The organism is Sorangium sp. So ce693, from assembly GCF_051521375.1.
GTDB classification, from domain to species: domain Bacteria; phylum Myxococcota_A; class Polyangia; order Polyangiales; family Polyangiaceae; genus Sorangium; species Sorangium atrum.
This window is the reverse complement of sequence record NZ_CP150347.1, coordinates 6,385,172-6,401,149: the sequence shown is the minus strand read 5'-3', so window position 1 is coordinate 6,401,149 and position 15,978 is coordinate 6,385,172. Positions and strand designations below refer to the sequence as shown.

The 15,978-nt window shown below is 71.8% G+C and carries 14 protein-coding genes; 9 read left to right on the top strand and 5 right to left on the bottom strand.

Going from position 1 to position 15,978, the window contains the following annotated elements; translation table 11 throughout:
- Positions 1 to 75 precede the first annotated feature (75 nt).
- On the top strand, positions 76 to 642 hold the full coding sequence (locus tag WMF14_RS23680) for a hemerythrin domain-containing protein (RefSeq protein WP_437803872.1): 567 nt from the start codon (positions 76 to 78) through the stop codon (positions 640 to 642).
- 161 nt (positions 643 to 803) lie between these two features.
- Here the strand turns inward: WMF14_RS23680 and WMF14_RS23675 are convergent, their stop codons facing one another.
- The 3 genes from WMF14_RS23675 to WMF14_RS23665 form a co-directional block, all read right to left on the bottom strand.
- Positions 804 to 1,157: a DUF2752 domain-containing protein gene (locus WMF14_RS23675; protein WP_437803869.1), complete on the bottom strand. Its 354-nt coding sequence runs from the start codon at positions 1,155 to 1,157 to the stop codon at positions 804 to 806.
- Positions 1,158 to 1,280: 123 nt separating this feature from the next.
- Entirely contained in the window at positions 1,281 to 2,714 is a 1,434-nt protein-coding gene (locus tag WMF14_RS23670) for a zinc ribbon domain-containing protein (protein WP_272093017.1), read from the bottom strand.
- Between the two features lie 147 nt (positions 2,715 to 2,861).
- Positions 2,862 to 3,152 carry a hypothetical protein gene (locus WMF14_RS23665; protein ID WP_437803867.1) on the bottom strand — a complete coding sequence of 97 codons (291 nt, stop codon included), beginning with the start codon at positions 3,150 to 3,152 and terminating at the stop codon, positions 2,862 to 2,864.
- A gap of 349 nt (positions 3,153 to 3,501) precedes the next feature.
- On the opposite strand from WMF14_RS23665, the gene nuoE reads away from it, so the two are divergent.
- From nuoE to WMF14_RS23625, 8 genes are all read left to right on the top strand, one after another.
- On the top strand, positions 3,502 to 3,984 hold the full coding sequence (gene nuoE / locus WMF14_RS23660; protein ID WP_272093015.1) for an NADH-quinone oxidoreductase subunit NuoE: 483 nt from the start codon (positions 3,502 to 3,504) through the stop codon (positions 3,982 to 3,984).
- Positions 3,985 to 3,988: 4 nt separating this feature from the next.
- Positions 3,989 to 5,341, top strand: a complete 1,353-nt coding sequence (gene nuoF, locus WMF14_RS23655; protein ID WP_272093014.1) for an NADH-quinone oxidoreductase subunit NuoF — start codon at positions 3,989 to 3,991, stop codon at positions 5,339 to 5,341.
- On the top strand, positions 5,338 to 5,976 hold the full coding sequence (locus tag WMF14_RS23650) for an NADH-quinone oxidoreductase subunit J family protein (RefSeq protein ID WP_272093013.1): 639 nt from the start codon (positions 5,338 to 5,340) through the stop codon (positions 5,974 to 5,976). Before nuoF ends, WMF14_RS23650 begins: the two co-directional genes overlap by 4 nt.
- Positions 5,976 to 6,287 carry an NADH-quinone oxidoreductase subunit NuoK gene (gene nuoK, locus WMF14_RS23645; RefSeq protein ID WP_437803865.1) on the top strand — a complete coding sequence of 104 codons (312 nt, stop codon included), beginning with the start codon at positions 5,976 to 5,978 and terminating at the stop codon, positions 6,285 to 6,287. Before WMF14_RS23650 ends, nuoK begins: the two co-directional genes overlap by 1 nt.
- Position 6,288: 1 nt before the next feature.
- Entirely contained in the window at positions 6,289 to 8,853 is a 2,565-nt protein-coding gene (nuoL, locus tag WMF14_RS23640) for an NADH-quinone oxidoreductase subunit L (protein ID WP_437803863.1), read from the top strand.
- A complete protein-coding gene (locus WMF14_RS23635; RefSeq protein ID WP_437803861.1) occupies positions 8,850 to 10,856 on the top strand; it encodes a complex I subunit 4 family protein in 2,007 nt (668 codons plus the stop codon). Before nuoL ends, WMF14_RS23635 begins: the two co-directional genes overlap by 4 nt.
- Entirely contained in the window at positions 10,853 to 12,379 is a 1,527-nt protein-coding gene (locus tag WMF14_RS23630) for an NADH-quinone oxidoreductase subunit N (protein ID WP_272093009.1), read from the top strand. Before WMF14_RS23635 ends, WMF14_RS23630 begins: the two co-directional genes overlap by 4 nt.
- A gap of 310 nt (positions 12,380 to 12,689) precedes the next feature.
- Positions 12,690 to 13,667: a hypothetical protein gene (locus tag WMF14_RS23625; RefSeq protein ID WP_437803860.1), complete on the top strand. Its 978-nt coding sequence runs from the start codon at positions 12,690 to 12,692 to the stop codon at positions 13,665 to 13,667.
- A gap of 36 nt (positions 13,668 to 13,703) precedes the next feature.
- On the opposite strand, the gene WMF14_RS23620 is transcribed toward WMF14_RS23625, so the two are convergent.
- Both WMF14_RS23620 and hisC read right to left on the bottom strand, forming a co-directional pair.
- Positions 13,704 to 14,873 carry a tetratricopeptide repeat protein gene (locus tag WMF14_RS23620; protein ID WP_437803858.1) on the bottom strand — a complete coding sequence of 390 codons (1,170 nt, stop codon included), beginning with the start codon at positions 14,871 to 14,873 and terminating at the stop codon, positions 13,704 to 13,706.
- Positions 14,864 to 15,955 (bottom strand): histidinol-phosphate transaminase, encoded by a 1,092-nt coding sequence (gene hisC / locus WMF14_RS23615; protein ID WP_437803856.1) that lies wholly within the window; start codon positions 15,953 to 15,955, stop codon positions 14,864 to 14,866. The genes WMF14_RS23620 and hisC overlap by 10 nt, the downstream gene beginning before the upstream one ends.
- Between the last annotated feature and the right edge of the window lie 23 nt (positions 15,956 to 15,978).

Sequence of the window (15,978 nt, the reverse complement as noted above, 5' to 3'; positions counted from 1 at the left end):
CCGCGATCCGGGGCTGTGCACGCGCTGCTCAAGCGCGGCGGCGCGAGGCGGTGAGCTTCACGCGAGGGGAACCCCATGGACGCACTCGATCTCTTGGAGCAGCAGCATCTCGAAGTCAGCGCCCTGATGGCGCGCATCGCCGCCGAGCCCAGCCCGGGCCTCCGGACATCGATGGTCGCGCAGCTCTCCCGGATGATCGATGCGCACGTACGCATCGAGGAGACGTACCTCTACCCGGTGTGTGCCGAGCGGATGGCCGGCGACAGGAAGCCGCTCCACGACGCGTACGAGAAGCACGGCCTCGCGCGCTTCGCGGCGGACAACCTGCTGCGCACGCGCGTGACCGATGTGCGCTTCGAGGCGCGGCTCCGGCTCCTGCGGGACATTTTCGCCCACCACGCCGACGAGGAGGAGGACGTCCTGTTCCCCAAGGCGAAGCGGGGCCTGACGGACGAGCAGCTCGACGTGATCGGCAGCGATCTGGAGCGCGCTTACGAGGTGCTGCTGCGCGTCGGCGTGCCCGCGGGCACCCCGCTCGCGCGCTCGCAGCGCGGCTGGCCCCGGCGCGGCGCCCACGCCGTGCGCACCCTGCGCCCGGTGTCGCGGCGCCGGGGCGAAGCGCTCCGCGTCCGCGGCTGCTAGAGAGCGACGGTCACCCGCTTCGGATACGGACCCATCTCGACGTTTTCGGTGCTCAGCGCACCGGAGTGCGCTTCCGCGCCGAAAACGCCGATCTGGGCCCGTCTCCTGTGCGGGTGACCGCCGCTCTGCGCGGCATGGGGGCGACGCGGTCGGGCTTGGCTCTACACAGGGACGGGGCCGCCGAACGCGCCGAAGAAGCGCGCGATCCAGACGGTGAGCATCAGGATCGCGAGCGCGATGCCGAGCCGCGTGACCCACGCGCCCTGCATCCCCTCGGCGGCCGCGATGCGGCCGTCCTTCACGTAGATCGCCGCGTTGTACGCGAGCGCGGCGATCACGAGCGGCGCCATGACCGGGGAGAGGGGGTGGAGCCGCAGCGCGTCCGCGAGGTGGCCCTGCGCGAGGGCGAGCGTCGCGCGCGTGAGCCCGCAGCCGGGGCAGGGGTGGTGGGTGACGATCGCGAACGGGCAGAGCGGGGCGCCGCACGCGACGAGGATCCCGAGCACCGCCGCCACCGTGCCTAGTCGCGCGGCGCGGCCGCGCGCGTGCGCCGCGCTCCATCGGGACAGGGCCGACGGAGCGGGCGGACTGGCTTCGGTCGAGCTGGACGGCGACACGGCGGAGGACCGCGGCGCGGGTCAGCCGGCGTTCGGGTCCCAGACCTCGTTGAGGTCCTTCGCGAGCGCGTAGAGCGGGAGGAAGACGTAGAGCACGATGCCCTCGGCCTGCTGATTGCGCGAGCCAGCCATCTGCTTGGCCCGGGTCACCTGCTCCGGCACCTTCACCCAGAGGAAGTAGTAGTTGAGGAACGGGATGAAGAGGTACCAGGGCTTGAACTCGGGGTCCTTCGTCGCCTGCTGGAGCTCGTTGAGCATCGCCCACATCTGCCAGATGGCGTAGAGGAAGCAGACCATCCCGATCACGCACACGGTGACCGGGTTGCGGGTCTCACCCTTCGCGCCCGGGGCCATCGAGCCGCCGCCGCCGTACACGCCCAGGTTGCTGGCCGCCTGGCCGAACTGGCCGGGCGCCGACATCTGAGCGCCGCCGGGCGACCCGCCGTAGCCGGGATCGCTCACGCCCGGAGGGCTGCCGTAGCTGCCGCCGGGCGAGCCGCCGTAGCCGCCGCCCGGAGGGCTGCCGTAGCCGCCAGCCGGCGAGCCGCCGTAGCCGCCGCCCGGAGGGCCGCCGTAGCTGCCGCCCGGAGGGCTGCCGTAGCCGCCGCCCGGAGGGCTGCCGTAGCCGCCGCCCATCGGGTCCTGGCCCGGAGGCGGACCGTACCCGCTGGCGCCGTGCTGCGGAGGCTGCCCGTAGCCGGGAGGCGCGCCGCCGGGCGGCTGCCCGTAGCCGGGAGGCGCGCCGCCAGGCGGCTGCCCGTAGCCGGGCGGCTGCCCGTAACCGGGCGGCTGCCCGTAGCCGGGCGGCTGCCCGTAGCCGGGAGGCGCGCCGCCGAGGCCGCCCATCGGGTCCTGGCCCGGGGGCGGTCCAAAAGGATTCCCGGCCGGGCCGCCCTGCGGGGGCTGCCCGTAGCCGCCGGGCGGAGGAAACGCGCCGGCCGGCGCGCCTGCGCCCCCGGGCGGCTGGCCCGGGGCGCCGTATCCGGGCAGCTGGTCGATCGCCATGGTGCCGCCGAGCGGGTTGACGCCCTGGGGCTGCTGGCCGAACGGCGCATAGCCGCCGGACGGGCTCGCGGCCGCGCCGCCGAAGGCCGGGCCAGACGGCTGCTGCCCGCCGGGGGGCGGCGAGCCGTAGCCCATCCCGGGAGGCGGCGGGGCAGGGGGAGGCCCCGCCGAAGCGCCGAGCCCCGCCGGCGGGACACCGACCACCGTGCCCGCGAGGCCCTGCGGCGGGCTCGGGATCGCGGCCATGCCCGGCGGCGCTCCGGCCGGAGGCGCCGGAGGCGGAGGCGCCCCCGGCGCGCGCGGACCCGCCGCGCCCGCCCCGGAGGACGGCTGACTCATCAGCATGGTGCCCTTGAACTTCGGCGCGGCCGCGCTCTTCAGGTTGTAGCCGCACTTCGTGCACGTGGACGCCGTTTCCGAGTTTTGCGTCCCACAATTCGGACAGAACACGCACCACCTCCGGCGGGGGGTTCGCTGCTACGGATATCCGCGCCCCTGCGCGTCGTAATGGGCGCCGAGGGTAGTTGAAGCGCGTTCCGGTTCTCAAGTGAAAGACGAAGAACGCTGCGGACTTCTCCGCAGGCTACGCGGTCTTCGTCAGAAAACCCAGGGAGTACCGCGTGGCCACGTGCTCCAGGAGGGGGGCGGGGCGGGGCGGGGGCTGGCGGGGCGGGGCGGGGCGGGGCGGGGGGCCGCGTCTACGACCACGTCCGCGTCCACGTCCGCGTCCACGACCACGTCCACGACCACGACCACGACCACGACCACGACCACGACCACGACCACGTCCACGGCCACGGCCACGGCCACGGCCACGGCCACGGCCAGGAGCACGTCCGCGGCCACGGCCGTGGACGCGAACGCGGGCACGGCCACGATTGAGGGCACGAGCACCTCGGGGGGGAGCGGTCCGGTTTCTGGGCAGCGGCAGGCTTTGTGTGGTCCGCTTTATGTTTCCCCCCGGCGCGCCTTGACAGTGACCACCGTCGCTCACTAGCGTGCCCGCGCCTCGGGACGGCTCCGTACGACGGACAACCGAATGCCCGGCCGCCGGTGCGCGGGGCTGTCCGCCTCCGGCAGGCGCCTCCAGATCGGAGGCGCACGAGGTAGCGCCCGGTCTGCCGGGCGGACCCTCGTTGAAAGGGACCCGCGTTGCGGGGTCCCGACTGCATGTGGAAGCGGGCACGCCGCGAGCGCGGCGCGCCCAGGGAGCCAGCGGACCGTGCCAACAGCCGACATGACCGAACAATTTGCTCTGACCGCCGAGCGGCGAACCGAGCTCGAGAAGATCCTCGCGCGCTACCCGAACCGCCAGGCCGCGTGCATCCCCGTGCTCCACCTCTGCCAGGAACAAGAGGGGTGGGTCTCCGAGCGGGTGCTCCGCTGGGTCGCCGAGCAGCTCGGCCTCTCGGCGGCGCACGTCCAGGGGGTCGCGACCTTCTACACGCTCTTCAACAAGGAGCCCGTCGGCAAGCACCAGGTCTGGGTGTGCCGGACGCTGAGCTGCGCGCTGAACGGCGCGGACCAAGTGCTCCACCACTGTGAGAAGCGGCTCGGGATCCACGCCGGCGAGACCACGAAGGACGGGAGGATCACGCTGCGCACCGCAGAGTGCCTCGCCTCGTGCGGCACCGCCCCGATGATGCAGGTCGATCGCGACTACCACGAGGGCCTCACGCTCGAGAAGGTGGACGCGATCCTCGATCGGTTGACGAGGTGACGAGATGCTCCGGCTGACGCGCTATCTGACCAAGAACTACGACACGCCCGACGGCCACAAGCTCGCCGTCTACGAGAAGGGCGGCGGCTACCAGCAGGCGAAGCGCGCCCTCGGGATGACGCGCGAGGCGCTCGTCGAGGAGATGAAGGCGGCGAACATCCGCGGCCGCGGCGGCGCGGGCTTCGCGATGGGCGTGAAGTGGAGCTTCATGCCGTGGCCCCCGAAGCCCGAGCGGCCGCACTACCTCGTCATCAACGCGGACGAGGGCGAGCCCGGCACCTTCAAGGACCGCACCCTGATGGAGAAGAACCCTCACGCGGTCGTCGAGGGGTGCATCATCGGGTGCTTCGGGATCGGCGCCCACGCCGCGTACATCTACGTGCGCGACGAGCTGCACCTCTCGAAGGCGCGGCTCTGGGGCGCCATCGAGGAGGCGCGCGCGAAGGGCTACCTCGGCAAGCGCCCGTTCGGGATCGACTACCCCGTCGAGGTCTACGTCCACACCGGCGCCGGCGCCTACATCTGCGGCGAGGAGACGTCGCTGCTCAACTCGCTCGAGGGCAAGCGCGGCGAGCCGCGGCTCAAGCCGCCGTTCCCCGCCCAGTTCGGCGCGTTCGGGATGCCGACGACCGTGAACAACCTGGAGACGATCGCGGCCGTGCCCACGGCGCTCGAGCTCGGGGGGGAGAACTTCTCGAAGCTCTCCTCGCTGCACCACCTGAAGGACGGCGGCTGCCGGCTCTTCGGCGTGAGCGGCCACGTGAACAACCCCGGGATCTTCGAGGCGGCCGTCGGCGTCACGCTCCGCGACCTCATCTACGAGTACGGCGGCGGCGTGAAGCACGGGAAGCTCCTCGCGGTCATCCCGGGCGGCTCGTCGTGCCCGATCCTGCGCGCCGACGAGGTCGTCAACGCGCCGAGCGACAAGTCGCCGCTCCACCCGTGGCACGGCCAGAGCGTGCTCGACGTGCCGCTCGGCGTGGACACGTTCCGCGCGCTCGGGACGATGCTCGGGACCTGCTGCGCCATCGTGCTCAGCGACAAGGCGTGCCCCGTCCTCGCGATGCACAACCTGATGCGCTTCTACCGCCACGAGTCGTGCGGCCAGTGCACGCCGTGCCGCGAGGGCAGCGCGTGGATCCACCGGATCCTCGATCGCATCGTGCACGGCGAGGGGACGCTCGAGGAGCTCGATCGGCTGCACGAGATCGCCGACAACATCATGGGCAACACCATCTGCGCCTTCGGCGAGGGCACGGCGATGCCCGCGCTCGGCTTCCTCCGGAAGTTCCGCAAGGAGTTCGAGGCGTACATCCAGACCAAGGGCCGCTCGTCGACAGGGGTGCTCACGCCGTGAAAATCTTCGAGTTCGCCTTCTTCGGGCTGGCGTCGCTGCTCGTCCTGCTCGGCGGCCTGGCCACGGTCGCGGCCAGGAACCCGATCCGCGGCGCGATGGGCCTGCTCACGTCGATCGTCGGCATCGCGGGGCTCTACCTGATGCTCTCGGCGGAGTTCCTCGCCGCGATCCAGATCCTCGTGTACGCGGGCGCGATCGTCATCCTCTTCCTCTTCGTGATCATGCTCCTCGGCCCGTCGGCGACGTCGCCGCGCGACGCCCGCACCGCGGTGCCGCGCTACGTCGGCGCCGGCGTCCTCGGGGCGAGCAGCATCGGCGCGCTCGCCCTGGTCGCGAGCGCGTCGAAGCCCGGGGTCACGGCCATCCCGGCCGCCCCCGAGTCGCTCGGGACCATCGAGGCGCTCGGGCACGAGCTCTTCACGAAGGGGATCGTGCCGTTCGAGCTCTCGGGCGCGCTGCTCCTCGTCGCCGTGATCGGCGCCGTCGCCGTCGCCCGCGGCAAGCAGGTCGACCCGACGCTGCTGCCCGCCGGCGAAGGCCCGGACACCGCGTCGCCGGAGCCGGGCGATCAGGGGGCCGCGCAGCCGGGCGCCCTCGCGGGGCACGCCACCCTGTCGGCGAAGGAGCCGCACTGATGATCTCCGTCCCCATCGATTACTACCTCGTCGTCGCGGCGGTGCTGTTCGTGATCGGGTCGATCGGCTTCCTGCTGCGCAGGAACCTCCTGGTCCTCCTGATGAGCATCGAGCTGATGCTCAACGCCGTGAACCTCACGCTCGTCGCGTACAACCGCGTGCACCCGCACGATCACGCCGGGCAGATCTTCACCTTCTTCGTCATCGCCATCGCGGCGGCGGAAGCCGCAGTCGGTCTCGCGATCGTGCTCGCGTTCTACCGCATCCGGAAGACGATGCGCTCGGACGACGCCGATCTCCTGAGGAGTTAGCGTGGAAGCCCTGAGAGTCTTATTCCCCGCGTCCGAGTTCGCGCTGCTCGCGGTCATCCTCGGCCTGCCGGCGCTCGGCGCGTTCGTGAACGGCCTCTTCGGCAAGCGGCTCGGCAAGGACGCGGTCCGGCTGATGGCGCTCGCCGCGCTCGGCGGCGCCTTCCTGGCGGCCGTCACGACGTTCCTGATGCTGCCGCACGAGGGCGGCAAGCTCACCTGGACGGCCTGGCGCTGGTTCTCGATCACCGGCCGGATGGGCCAGTCGATCGCGATCGACGCCGCCTTCAGCGTCGACGGGCTGAGCGGGACGATGATCCTCGTCGTCACCGGCGTCGGCTTCCTCATCCACCTCTACTCGTCCGCGTACATGCGCGAGGACCCGGGGTACTACCGGTTCTTCGCGTACCTGAACCTGTTCATCTTCTCGATGCTCGTCCTGATCATGGGCGACAACCTCGCCGTCCTCTTCGTGGGATGGGAGGGCGTCGGCATGTGCAGCTACCTGCTCATCGGGTTCTGGTTCAAGGACGACAAGAACGCGAGCGCGGGCAAGAAGGCGTTCGTCGTGAACCGCATCGGCGACTTCGGCCTCCTCGTGGCGATGGCGATGCTCGCCTACTACACGGGCACGCTGAACTTCGACGGCATCGCGGCGAACGCGGGCAACCTGCTCTCCGCGGTGAAGATCTGGCCGATCGGCAACATGTCGGTCGACACCGTGCCGGGCTTCCTGAGCTTCCTCATCCCGTCGCAGCCGGTGCTCGTCTACGCGGGGACGCTGGCCGCGCTCGCGCTGTTCCTCGGCTGCGCCGGCAAGAGCGCGCAGATCCCGCTCTACGTCTGGCTGCCCGACGCGATGGCCGGCCCGACGCCGGTCTCCGCCCTGATCCACGCCGCGACGATGGTGACCGCGGGCGTCTACCTCGTGGCGCGGCTCTCGGCGGTGTTCGTGCTGTCGCCGTTCGCGATGGCGGTCGTCGCGGTGACCGGCGTGGCCACGGCGCTGTTCGCGGCCTCGATCGGGCTCTTCCAGAACGACCTGAAGAAGGTGCTCGCCTACTCCACGGTGAGCCAGCTCGGGTTCATGTTCATCGGCGTGGGCGTCGGCGCGTTCGCGGCCGGCTTCTTCCACGTCCTCACGCACGCCTTCTTCAAGGCCTGCCTCTTCCTCGGCGCCGGCTCGGTGATCCACGCGATGCACGCCCGCATCCACGACACCGACCAGTCCCAGGACATGCGCAACATGGGCGGCCTGAAGAACTACATGCCGCTGACGCGCTGGACCTTCCTCCTTGCGTGCCTCTCGATCGCGGGCTTCCCCGGGTTCGCCGGGTTCTGGTCGAAGGACGAGATCCTGTGGCGCGCCTTCTCGGGCCGGATCGAGTCGGTCTCGACGCGCGGGCAGCCGGTGTGGCAGTGGCCCGAGTGGCTCGGCCCGGCGATCTACTGGGTCGGCATCCTGGCCGCGACGATGACCGCCTTCTACATGTTCCGCGCGTACTTCCAGACGTTCCACGGCGAGTTCCGCGGCTGGACGATCGTGCGCGGCTGGAAGGACCCGCACCCGCACGGCCACCACGACGATCACCACGGGCACGCGCACGGCGAGAAGCTCGAGGGCCCGGAGCCGCACGAGTCGCCGCTGCCGATGACGATCCCGCTGATCGTGCTCGGGGCGCTGTCGGTCTTCGCCGGCTTCCTCATGGCGGAGCCGCTCGTGCACCTCACCCACAACCACGCGTTCGCGCCGCTCGCGCACCTGCTCGAGCCGGTCTTCTCGCTGACGGAGCGGGCGGTGACGGTGCGCGAGGGGGTGGAGGGGCTGCTCTTCCCGATGATGCTGCCCGGCGTCGCGGCGTGCTTCACCGGCATCGGCCTGGCGATGCTCGTGTACTGGAACAAGCGCGGCGAGCCCGAGCGGCGCTTCGCCGAGAGCGTCCCTGGGCTCTACCGGCTCATCTACGACAAGTGGCGGATCGACGAGCTCTACAACGCCACGGTGGTGGGCATGGTCGACGCGATCGCCGACATCTTCACGATGGCCGACAAGTGGATCATCGACGGCATCATCGCGAAGCTCTCGGCCGCGCTGGTCGGGTTCTTCGGCACGGTGCTGCGCGCGCTCCAGACGGGCCGCGTGCAGGTCTATGCCGCGTCGATGGTCGTCGGCCTCGCCGGCGTCGGCTGGTTCCTCGTCAAGCCGCACGCGGACGCGAACGTCGACGACGCGGAGCTGCGCCGGTCCGGCGAGGTGAGGCTCTCGGCGGCGCCGGGGCTCGGCTACCGGTACCGCTGGGAGGCGCCCGGCCTGCCGGCGCGCGAGTTCTCCGAGGCGGCCGACGTCACGGTGAAGCTCGAGCCCGGCGAGACGAAGGACGTCGTCCTCCGCGTGCGCAACGCGTTCGACCGCGAGGCGACCGAGACCTTCTCGTTCTCCAGGCCGGCGAGCCGCAAGACCCCCGCGGGTCCGACCACCCTGCTGGGCCCGGACGTGCCCGCGCTGCCCCCGGGGGCGACCCCGGCGGAGCAGATCCATGACCTGATCAAGCCGAGAGGCCTGCAATGAGCGCGCTCGACCTCGTAACGCAGTACTGGCCGGCGGTCGCTGCCGGCGTCGTGGGGGCGATCCTCCCGCCGGGCGGCGGGCAGGGCGCCCACGCAGGCGACGATCACCACGACGGCCATGGTGACGACCACCACGGCGACGACCACCACGGCGACGAGCACGGCGAGGCCCACGCCGCCGCGGGGTACACCCCGTGGCAGCGGGTCGGCCTCGGGCTCATCGCGGCGCTCACGGTGCTCTTCGTGCAGTGGCTCTGGCCGTCCGGCGCCGCGGCGGAAGCGACGGGTACGACCGACGAGTGGCCGTCGCTGCTCAACGTGCTCATCGGGCTGCCGTTCGTTGGCGCCGCCGCGGTGCTGTTCGTGCCGCGGCAGCTGCTCTCGCTGCTCCGGGGCTTCACGCTGGCCGTGCTCGGCGCGGGCTTCCTCGCCTCGCTGTGGCTGCTCACCGTGCCGATGACCGTGGGCTGGCACTTCCAGTCGATCAAGGAGTGGATCCCGGCGCTGGGCATCCGGTGGCACGTCGCCATCGACGGCATCAGCCTCTGGCTCGTCCTGCTGACGACGTTCATCGCGCCCATCGCGGCGTACGCGTCGTTCGGCTCGATCAAGAGCCGGATCAAGGAGCTCTGCTTCTGCCTCCTGTTCCTGCAGGGGGCGATGCTCGGCGCGTTCGTCGCGCTCGACCTGTTCCTGTTCTTCCTCTTCTGGGAGCTGATGCTGGTGCCGATGTTCGTGATGATCGGCATCTGGGGCGGCGTCGAGAAGATCAAGGCGGCGATCAAGCTCTTCGTCTACACGATGGCGGGCTCGATGCTGATGCTCGCGGGCATCGTGTACCTCGTCTGGGCGAACCAGAAGCTCACGGGCGCCTACACGTTCGACTACCTCGCGCTGTCGCGGGTGGTGCTGCCCCGGGGCGCGCAGATGCTCTGCTTCTGGGCGTTCTCGATCGCGTTCTTCATCAAGGTGCCGATGTGGCCGGTGCACACGTGGCTGCCGGACGCCCACGTGCAGGCGCCGACCGGCGGCTCGGTGATCCTGGCCGCGGTGATGCTGAAGATCGGGACGTACGCGTACCTGCGCTTCTCGATGGGCCTCTTCCCCGGCCCGGCCTCCAGCCTCGCGGCCAACCTGGCCGGCATCGCGATCCTCGGCGGAGTGATCTACGGCGCGCTCGTCGCCTGGAAGCAGTCCGACGTGAAGCGCCTCGTGGCGTACTCGTCGGTCGCCCACCTGGGCTACGTGATGCTCGGGCTCTTCGGCGTCACGCCGAGCGGGATCCAGGGCGCTGTGCTCCAGATGGTGAACCACGGCGTCTCCACCGGCGCGCTCTTCCTCCTCGTCGGCGTGATCTACGACCGCCGCCACACCCGGGAGGTCGCGGAGTTCGGCGGCCTCGCCAAGGTGATGCCCGCCTACGCGACGCTCTTCCTGATCGTGACGTTCGCCTCCGTGGGCGTGCCCGGCACGAACGGGTTCATCGGCGAGTTCATGATCATCATGGGGACCTACGCGTCCGAGCGCCTCGGGACGTTCAGCGGGATCCACACGATCGGCGCCGCGGCGGGCGTCATCCTCGCCGCCGTCTACATGCTGAGCGTCGTGCAGAAGATGTTCTTCGGGCCGCTCACGAACCCGAAGAACAAGCACCTGCCCGACGTGACGCCCCGCGAGGGTCTCGCGCTCGCGCCCCTGATCCTCATGATCTTCGTGATCGGCCTGTTCCCTGCGATCTTCCTCGATCGGATGAAGGAGTCGGTCCTGTCTACTTACAACCAGTTCAAGGTCGTCTCCGGGCAGGCGATCCTCTTCGCGGACGAACGGAACGCGAAGCTCCTGCCCGAGGACACGTTCTCCCCCGCCTTCCTGAAGGGGGCGCCCTCGGTGGGATCCGGTCAGGGCGCGGCGGGGGCGGGTGAAGACGAGCAGGCTCGGCGCGATCGGGGCGCGCGCCGAGGAGACGGCGCGCTCGCGGCGCGCGCGGAGGAGGCGGCGCGATGATCCTCGGACCGTACATCGCGGTGTCGCCGCTCATCGTCGTCTCGCTCGGCGGCGCGCTGCTGATGCTCGCGGAGGCGTTCTCGCACCGCCGCGAGGAGTCGCACGATCGCCGCTCCGGCCCCTCGTCCGACATGGCGCTCGGGACCGCGATCACGCTCCTCACCGGGGCGGTGTTCTCGGGCGCTGTCGGGTTCGTCGGCCCCGAGACGCTGGAGGGGTTCGACTCGCTCGCCCCGTACCTGGTCATGGACCGGTTCACGCTGTTCTTCTCCTTCGTGCTCTGCCTGGGCGGCGCGCTCGCGGCGCTGCTCGCCGGGGGCTACCTCCCGGAGCACCGGCTCGATCGCGGGGAGTTCTACCCGCTGCTGACCTTCTCGACGATCGGGGCGATCATCCTCGCCGGCGCGGGGGATCTGCTGACGCTCTTCCTCGGCCTGGAGACGATGTCGCTCGGGGCGTACGCGCTGACCGGGTTCCGCAGGACGTCGCCGCGCAGCACCGAGGCGGCGATCAAGTACTTCCTGCTCGGCTCGTTCGCGGCGGCGCTGCTGCTGTACGGCGGCGCGCTGATCTACGGGGCGACGGGGCACACCGACCTCGCGGGGATCGGCGAGGCCATCGCGGGCGCGAAGGGGGCCGCGGCGCCGAACCCGGCGCTGCTGCTTATCGGGGCGGCGCTGATGCTCGTCGGGCTCGCGTTCAAGGTGAGCGCGGTGCCGTTCCACATGTGGACGCCGGACGCGTACGAGGGCGCCCCGACGCCGGCCACGACGTTCATGGCGGTCGCCGTGAAGGGCGCGGCGTTCGCGACGCTCCTGCGGGTGCTGCTCGGGGCGTTCGGTAGCCCGGCGCTCTCGTCGTGGGCCGCGGGCTGGCCGCCGGCCGTGGCGGTGATGGCGCTGCTCACGATGACGGTCGCGAACCTCATCGCGGGCCGGCAGGAGTCGGTGAAGCGGATGCTCGCGTACTCGAGCATCGCGCACGCCGGGTACCTGCTCGTGGGCGTGGCGGCGACGGTGCGGGCGAGCGAGGACGCGCAGGCGAGCGTGATGTTCTACCTGCTCGCCTACACGGTCTCGACGGTCGGCGCCTTCGGGACGCTCATCCTCTGCGGCAGCCGCGGGGCCGAGGCGGTGAGCTACGAGGACCTCTCCGGCATCGGCAAGCGGCACCCGGTGGCGGCGCTCGCGTTCTCGCTCTTCCTGCTGTCGCTGGCCGGGGTGCCGCCGACCGCGGGCTTCTTCGGCAAGCTCTACATCGTCAAGGCGGCGATGGGCGCGGAGCTGTACACGCTGTCCGTGGCGCTGCTCCTCAACAGCGTGCTGTCGGCGTACTACTACCTGCGGGTGCTCGTTTACATGTACATGCGCGAGCCGGCCCCGGGCGCTCCGATCGCGCGGCCGATGCGCTCGGGCTACGTCAACGCGGCCCTGGTAGTGTCCGCGGTGCTCGTGATGGTCCTCGGCATCTGGCCGACGACCTCGCTCGGGATCGCAGTACGCGCGGTCCTCGCCTCCCGCTAGAGCTGGGGTCCACCCGCTTCGGATACGGGCCCACCTCGGCGTTTTCGGTGCTCGGCGTACGGGAGTACGCCTGCGCGCCGAAAACGCCGATCTGGGCCCGTCTCCTGTGCGGGTGAACCCCCGCTCGGCAACGCGGGTGCTGGCCTGAGAAGAGCGCTGCCAACTCGTATGGCAACGGGGCGCCGGCGCTCGTGGCGCTCGCAGTTCGTTCGGCGGTGAAACCGCGGTGCTGCGCGGGGCGCGCGAGTTGCTAGAGTCGGCGCCGATGCGAACCGGCGAGAAGCTGCAGAGAAGAGCGGGGGATGGATGGATGCGAGCGGCGTGCGTCGCGCTGCTCGGGGCGCTCGGGTGTCAGGGAGGGAACGCGAGCGGCGGCGCGACCGCAGGGAGCGCTGCACCGGCGGGGAGCGCGGCGCCAGTGGCCGCAAGGACCGCGGCGGCGGCGGGGAGCGCGAGCGCGGCGCCGGTGGCCGCAGGGACCGCGGCGGCGGTGGGGAGCGCGAGCGCCGGCGCTGAGGGGAGCGCGCAGGCCGGGGCGGGCGCGGCGCACGAGATCTCGCTGACCTCCGAGGAGGTCGCGAAGGTGATGAACCCGAAGCGACAGGCGCCGTACAGCGGGCCCACGGGGACGCTGCGAGGACGCGTCACCATCAAGGGCGACCCGCCGCCCGATACAGGGCTCAGCTTTCCGATCGGCAAGTGCGGCGAGGCCGCCGCGACCTACGGGCGGCTGTTCCGCGTGGGACAGCAGAACGGGGTCGCCGACGCGCTCGTCACCGTCGTCAACTACAGCGGCTACGTGCCGGAGCGCGAAGAGGCGGAGAAGGTGACCATCCACGGGTGCGCGTTCTCGAAGCGGACCGTGGTCATGTCCTATGGTCAGCGGCTCGAGGTCGCGAACCTCGATCCCCTGGAGCCGTACATGCCGAACCTCGAGGGCGCCCCCTTCATGGCGGTCCTCGTCGCCGTGCCCCAGGGCGACCCGGTGAAGTTCTACCCGCCGCAGCCAGGCTACTACCACCTCGTGGACAAGCTGCCGAAGCCGTTCCTCAAGGCCGAGGTCTTCGTGCTCAAGTTCGCGACACACGACGTGACCGGGCTCGACGGCAAGTTCGAGATCAAGAACATCCCCGTGGGCAAGGTGCTCACCGCCGCCCTGCTGCCGGCCATCGATCAGGACGTGAAGAGGGAGATCGAGATCAAGGAGGGCGATAACACGCTCGATTTCGAGCTCAACTTCGACCTCAAGAAGTACAACGAGAAGCCGCACACCAAGCCCTCGCCTTGAGGTACACGGCCGGGGCACGCGCCCCCGCCGCCACGATCAGGGCGCGCCCACGAGCTCTCGGCGGACGCGCCGCTCGACCTCCTGGGACAGCGTGTCCGGGGCGCCGAGCGCGGGGGGCGGCGGGCCGAGCCAGGTGAGCGCGGCGTCGCGTCCCACGCGACGGAAGAGCAGCTCGGCGAAGAGGAGACGGGCGAGCCGCGAGGGGGCCACCGTGGGGCCGCCCGCCGCCGTGGACAGGTCGAGGGCGTCGCAGGCCCGGGTCAGCGCGTCGAGATCGCCGCTCAGATCGGCCGCCACCGCGAGCGCCACGAGCGCCGAGGCGCTCGCCGGATCGGCCGCCGAGACGAGCTCGGCCTGCTCGCGGGCCTCGCCGAGGCGGCCCAGCGCGGCCGCGCGCACCGCGACCTCGGCGGGCGTCAGATCCGCGTCGCGCGCCAGGCGGCGGGCGCGGCGGAGCTGGCCCAGGACGAGCGCCTCGTCGACCTCGGCCAGGTGCCCGCCTGACGACACCCGCCGCCCCGGGACGGCTGCCCCCGGCGCAGCCAGCTCCCTCAGGCGCCGCGCAGCCTGCTCGGCCACCGCGCGATCGCCCGCCTCGAGGGCCGCCGCGTGCAGCGCGCGCCACGCCTCCGTCGACCACGGGCGCCGCACCACGAGCGCCCGCAAGGCGAGGCGCGCGTCGCCCGTTCGGCCCAGGCGCCGCAGGATCTCGGCCCGGAGCAGGGCGCCGTCGTCACGCTCCGGATCGAGCAAGATCGCCCGATCGATCCGCCCGAGCGCCGCCTCGAGCCGCCCCGCGGAGAGATCGCAGCGCGCCTGCTCGCGGTAGGCCGGCTCGTAGTCGGGCTCGATCGCGCGGGCGCGCTCGAAGGCGGCGCCCGCCGCCTCCCCGCGCCCGAGCCGGCAGCGCACGGACCCGATACGCGTCCAGATGTCCGCGCTGTCGGGGTCTCCATCCTCCGCCAGCTCGTACGCCTCCAGCGCCGTCGCGAGATCGCCGCGCGCCTCGGCCTCGGCGCCGATCGCGTACAGCGCATAAGCTTGCGCCGCGATGAAGCGACCCTCGATGATCTGGCCGTCGATCGAGCGTGCGACCCGGGGCGCGGCGCAGCCGGCCATGGACGTGAGCGCCGCGAGCGACGCGATCGCTGCGAGGAACACACGCGGCGCGCGCCGCGCGGCGGAGGGCGGCACGGCTACGCGCACGCGGCGATCTCGGCGAGGAGGCGATCGTTCTCCTCCGGGAGGCCGACGGTGATGCGGAGCCGGTGCGCTAGGCGTCCGCCCGCCGCGTGGAAGCTGCGCACGAGGACGCCGCGCGCGGCGAGCGCCTCGAAGACCTCGCCGGCAGGGCGGCGCGTGCCGATCCAGAGGAAGTTGGCGTGGCTCGGCGCGACCGTGAGGCCGAGCTCGGCGAGCCCGGCCGCGAGGCGCTCGCGCTCGGACGTCACGGCGGCGGCGGCGCGGCGGAGCTCGCCGCCGAGCGCCCGCAGGGCGAAGGCGGCCGCGCGCTGCGACGGGGTGGGCAGGTTGTAGGGCTGGCGGACCTTGTCGAGCTCGGCCACGAGCTCCCGGGCGCCGATGAGCCAGCCGATCCGCAGCGACGCGAGGCCGATCTTCGAGAGCGTCCGCAGCACGGCGACGTTCGGGTGCTTGCGCAGGAGGGCGAGCTGGTCGCGCGGGGCAAAGTCGATGTACGCCTCGTCGACGATCACGAGGGCGTCCCTCGCCGCGGCGACGACCGCCTCGAGCCGGTCCTCCGACATGAGCGCGCCCGTCGGGTTGTTCGGCGAGGCGATGAAGACGACGTTGGGGTGCGCGAAATCGACGGCGCGCGCGAGGCCCGCCACGTCGAGATCCCAGCCGGCGTCGAGCGGGACCTCGACGACGCGCATCCCGCGCGCGCGCGCGCTCAGCTTGTACATGACGAAGGTGGGGCTGACCGTGACGACGCTCGGCGCGTCCGCGCCCTGCCGCGGGCGGCTGAGCGCAGTGAGCACGATCGAGATCACCTCGTCGGAGCCGACGCCGGCCACGATCTCGTCAGGATCGGCGCCGCAGTGGGCGGCGATGGCCTCGCGGAGATCGAGGGCGCGCGCGTCGGGGTAGCGGCCCCAGTCCTCGGGCGCCGCGGCCCGCGCGAGGGCCGCCCGCGCCTCGGCCGAGAGCAGCGGCGGGCTCTCGTTCGCGTCGAGGCGCACGGGGAAGTGCCCCGCGACCGGGGTGTAGGCGTGGAGCTCGGCGAGCTCCGGACGAAGCAGCGCAGGGAGGAAGTCGGGCAGCGGCATGGCTCGGTCCACGATCGTCGCGG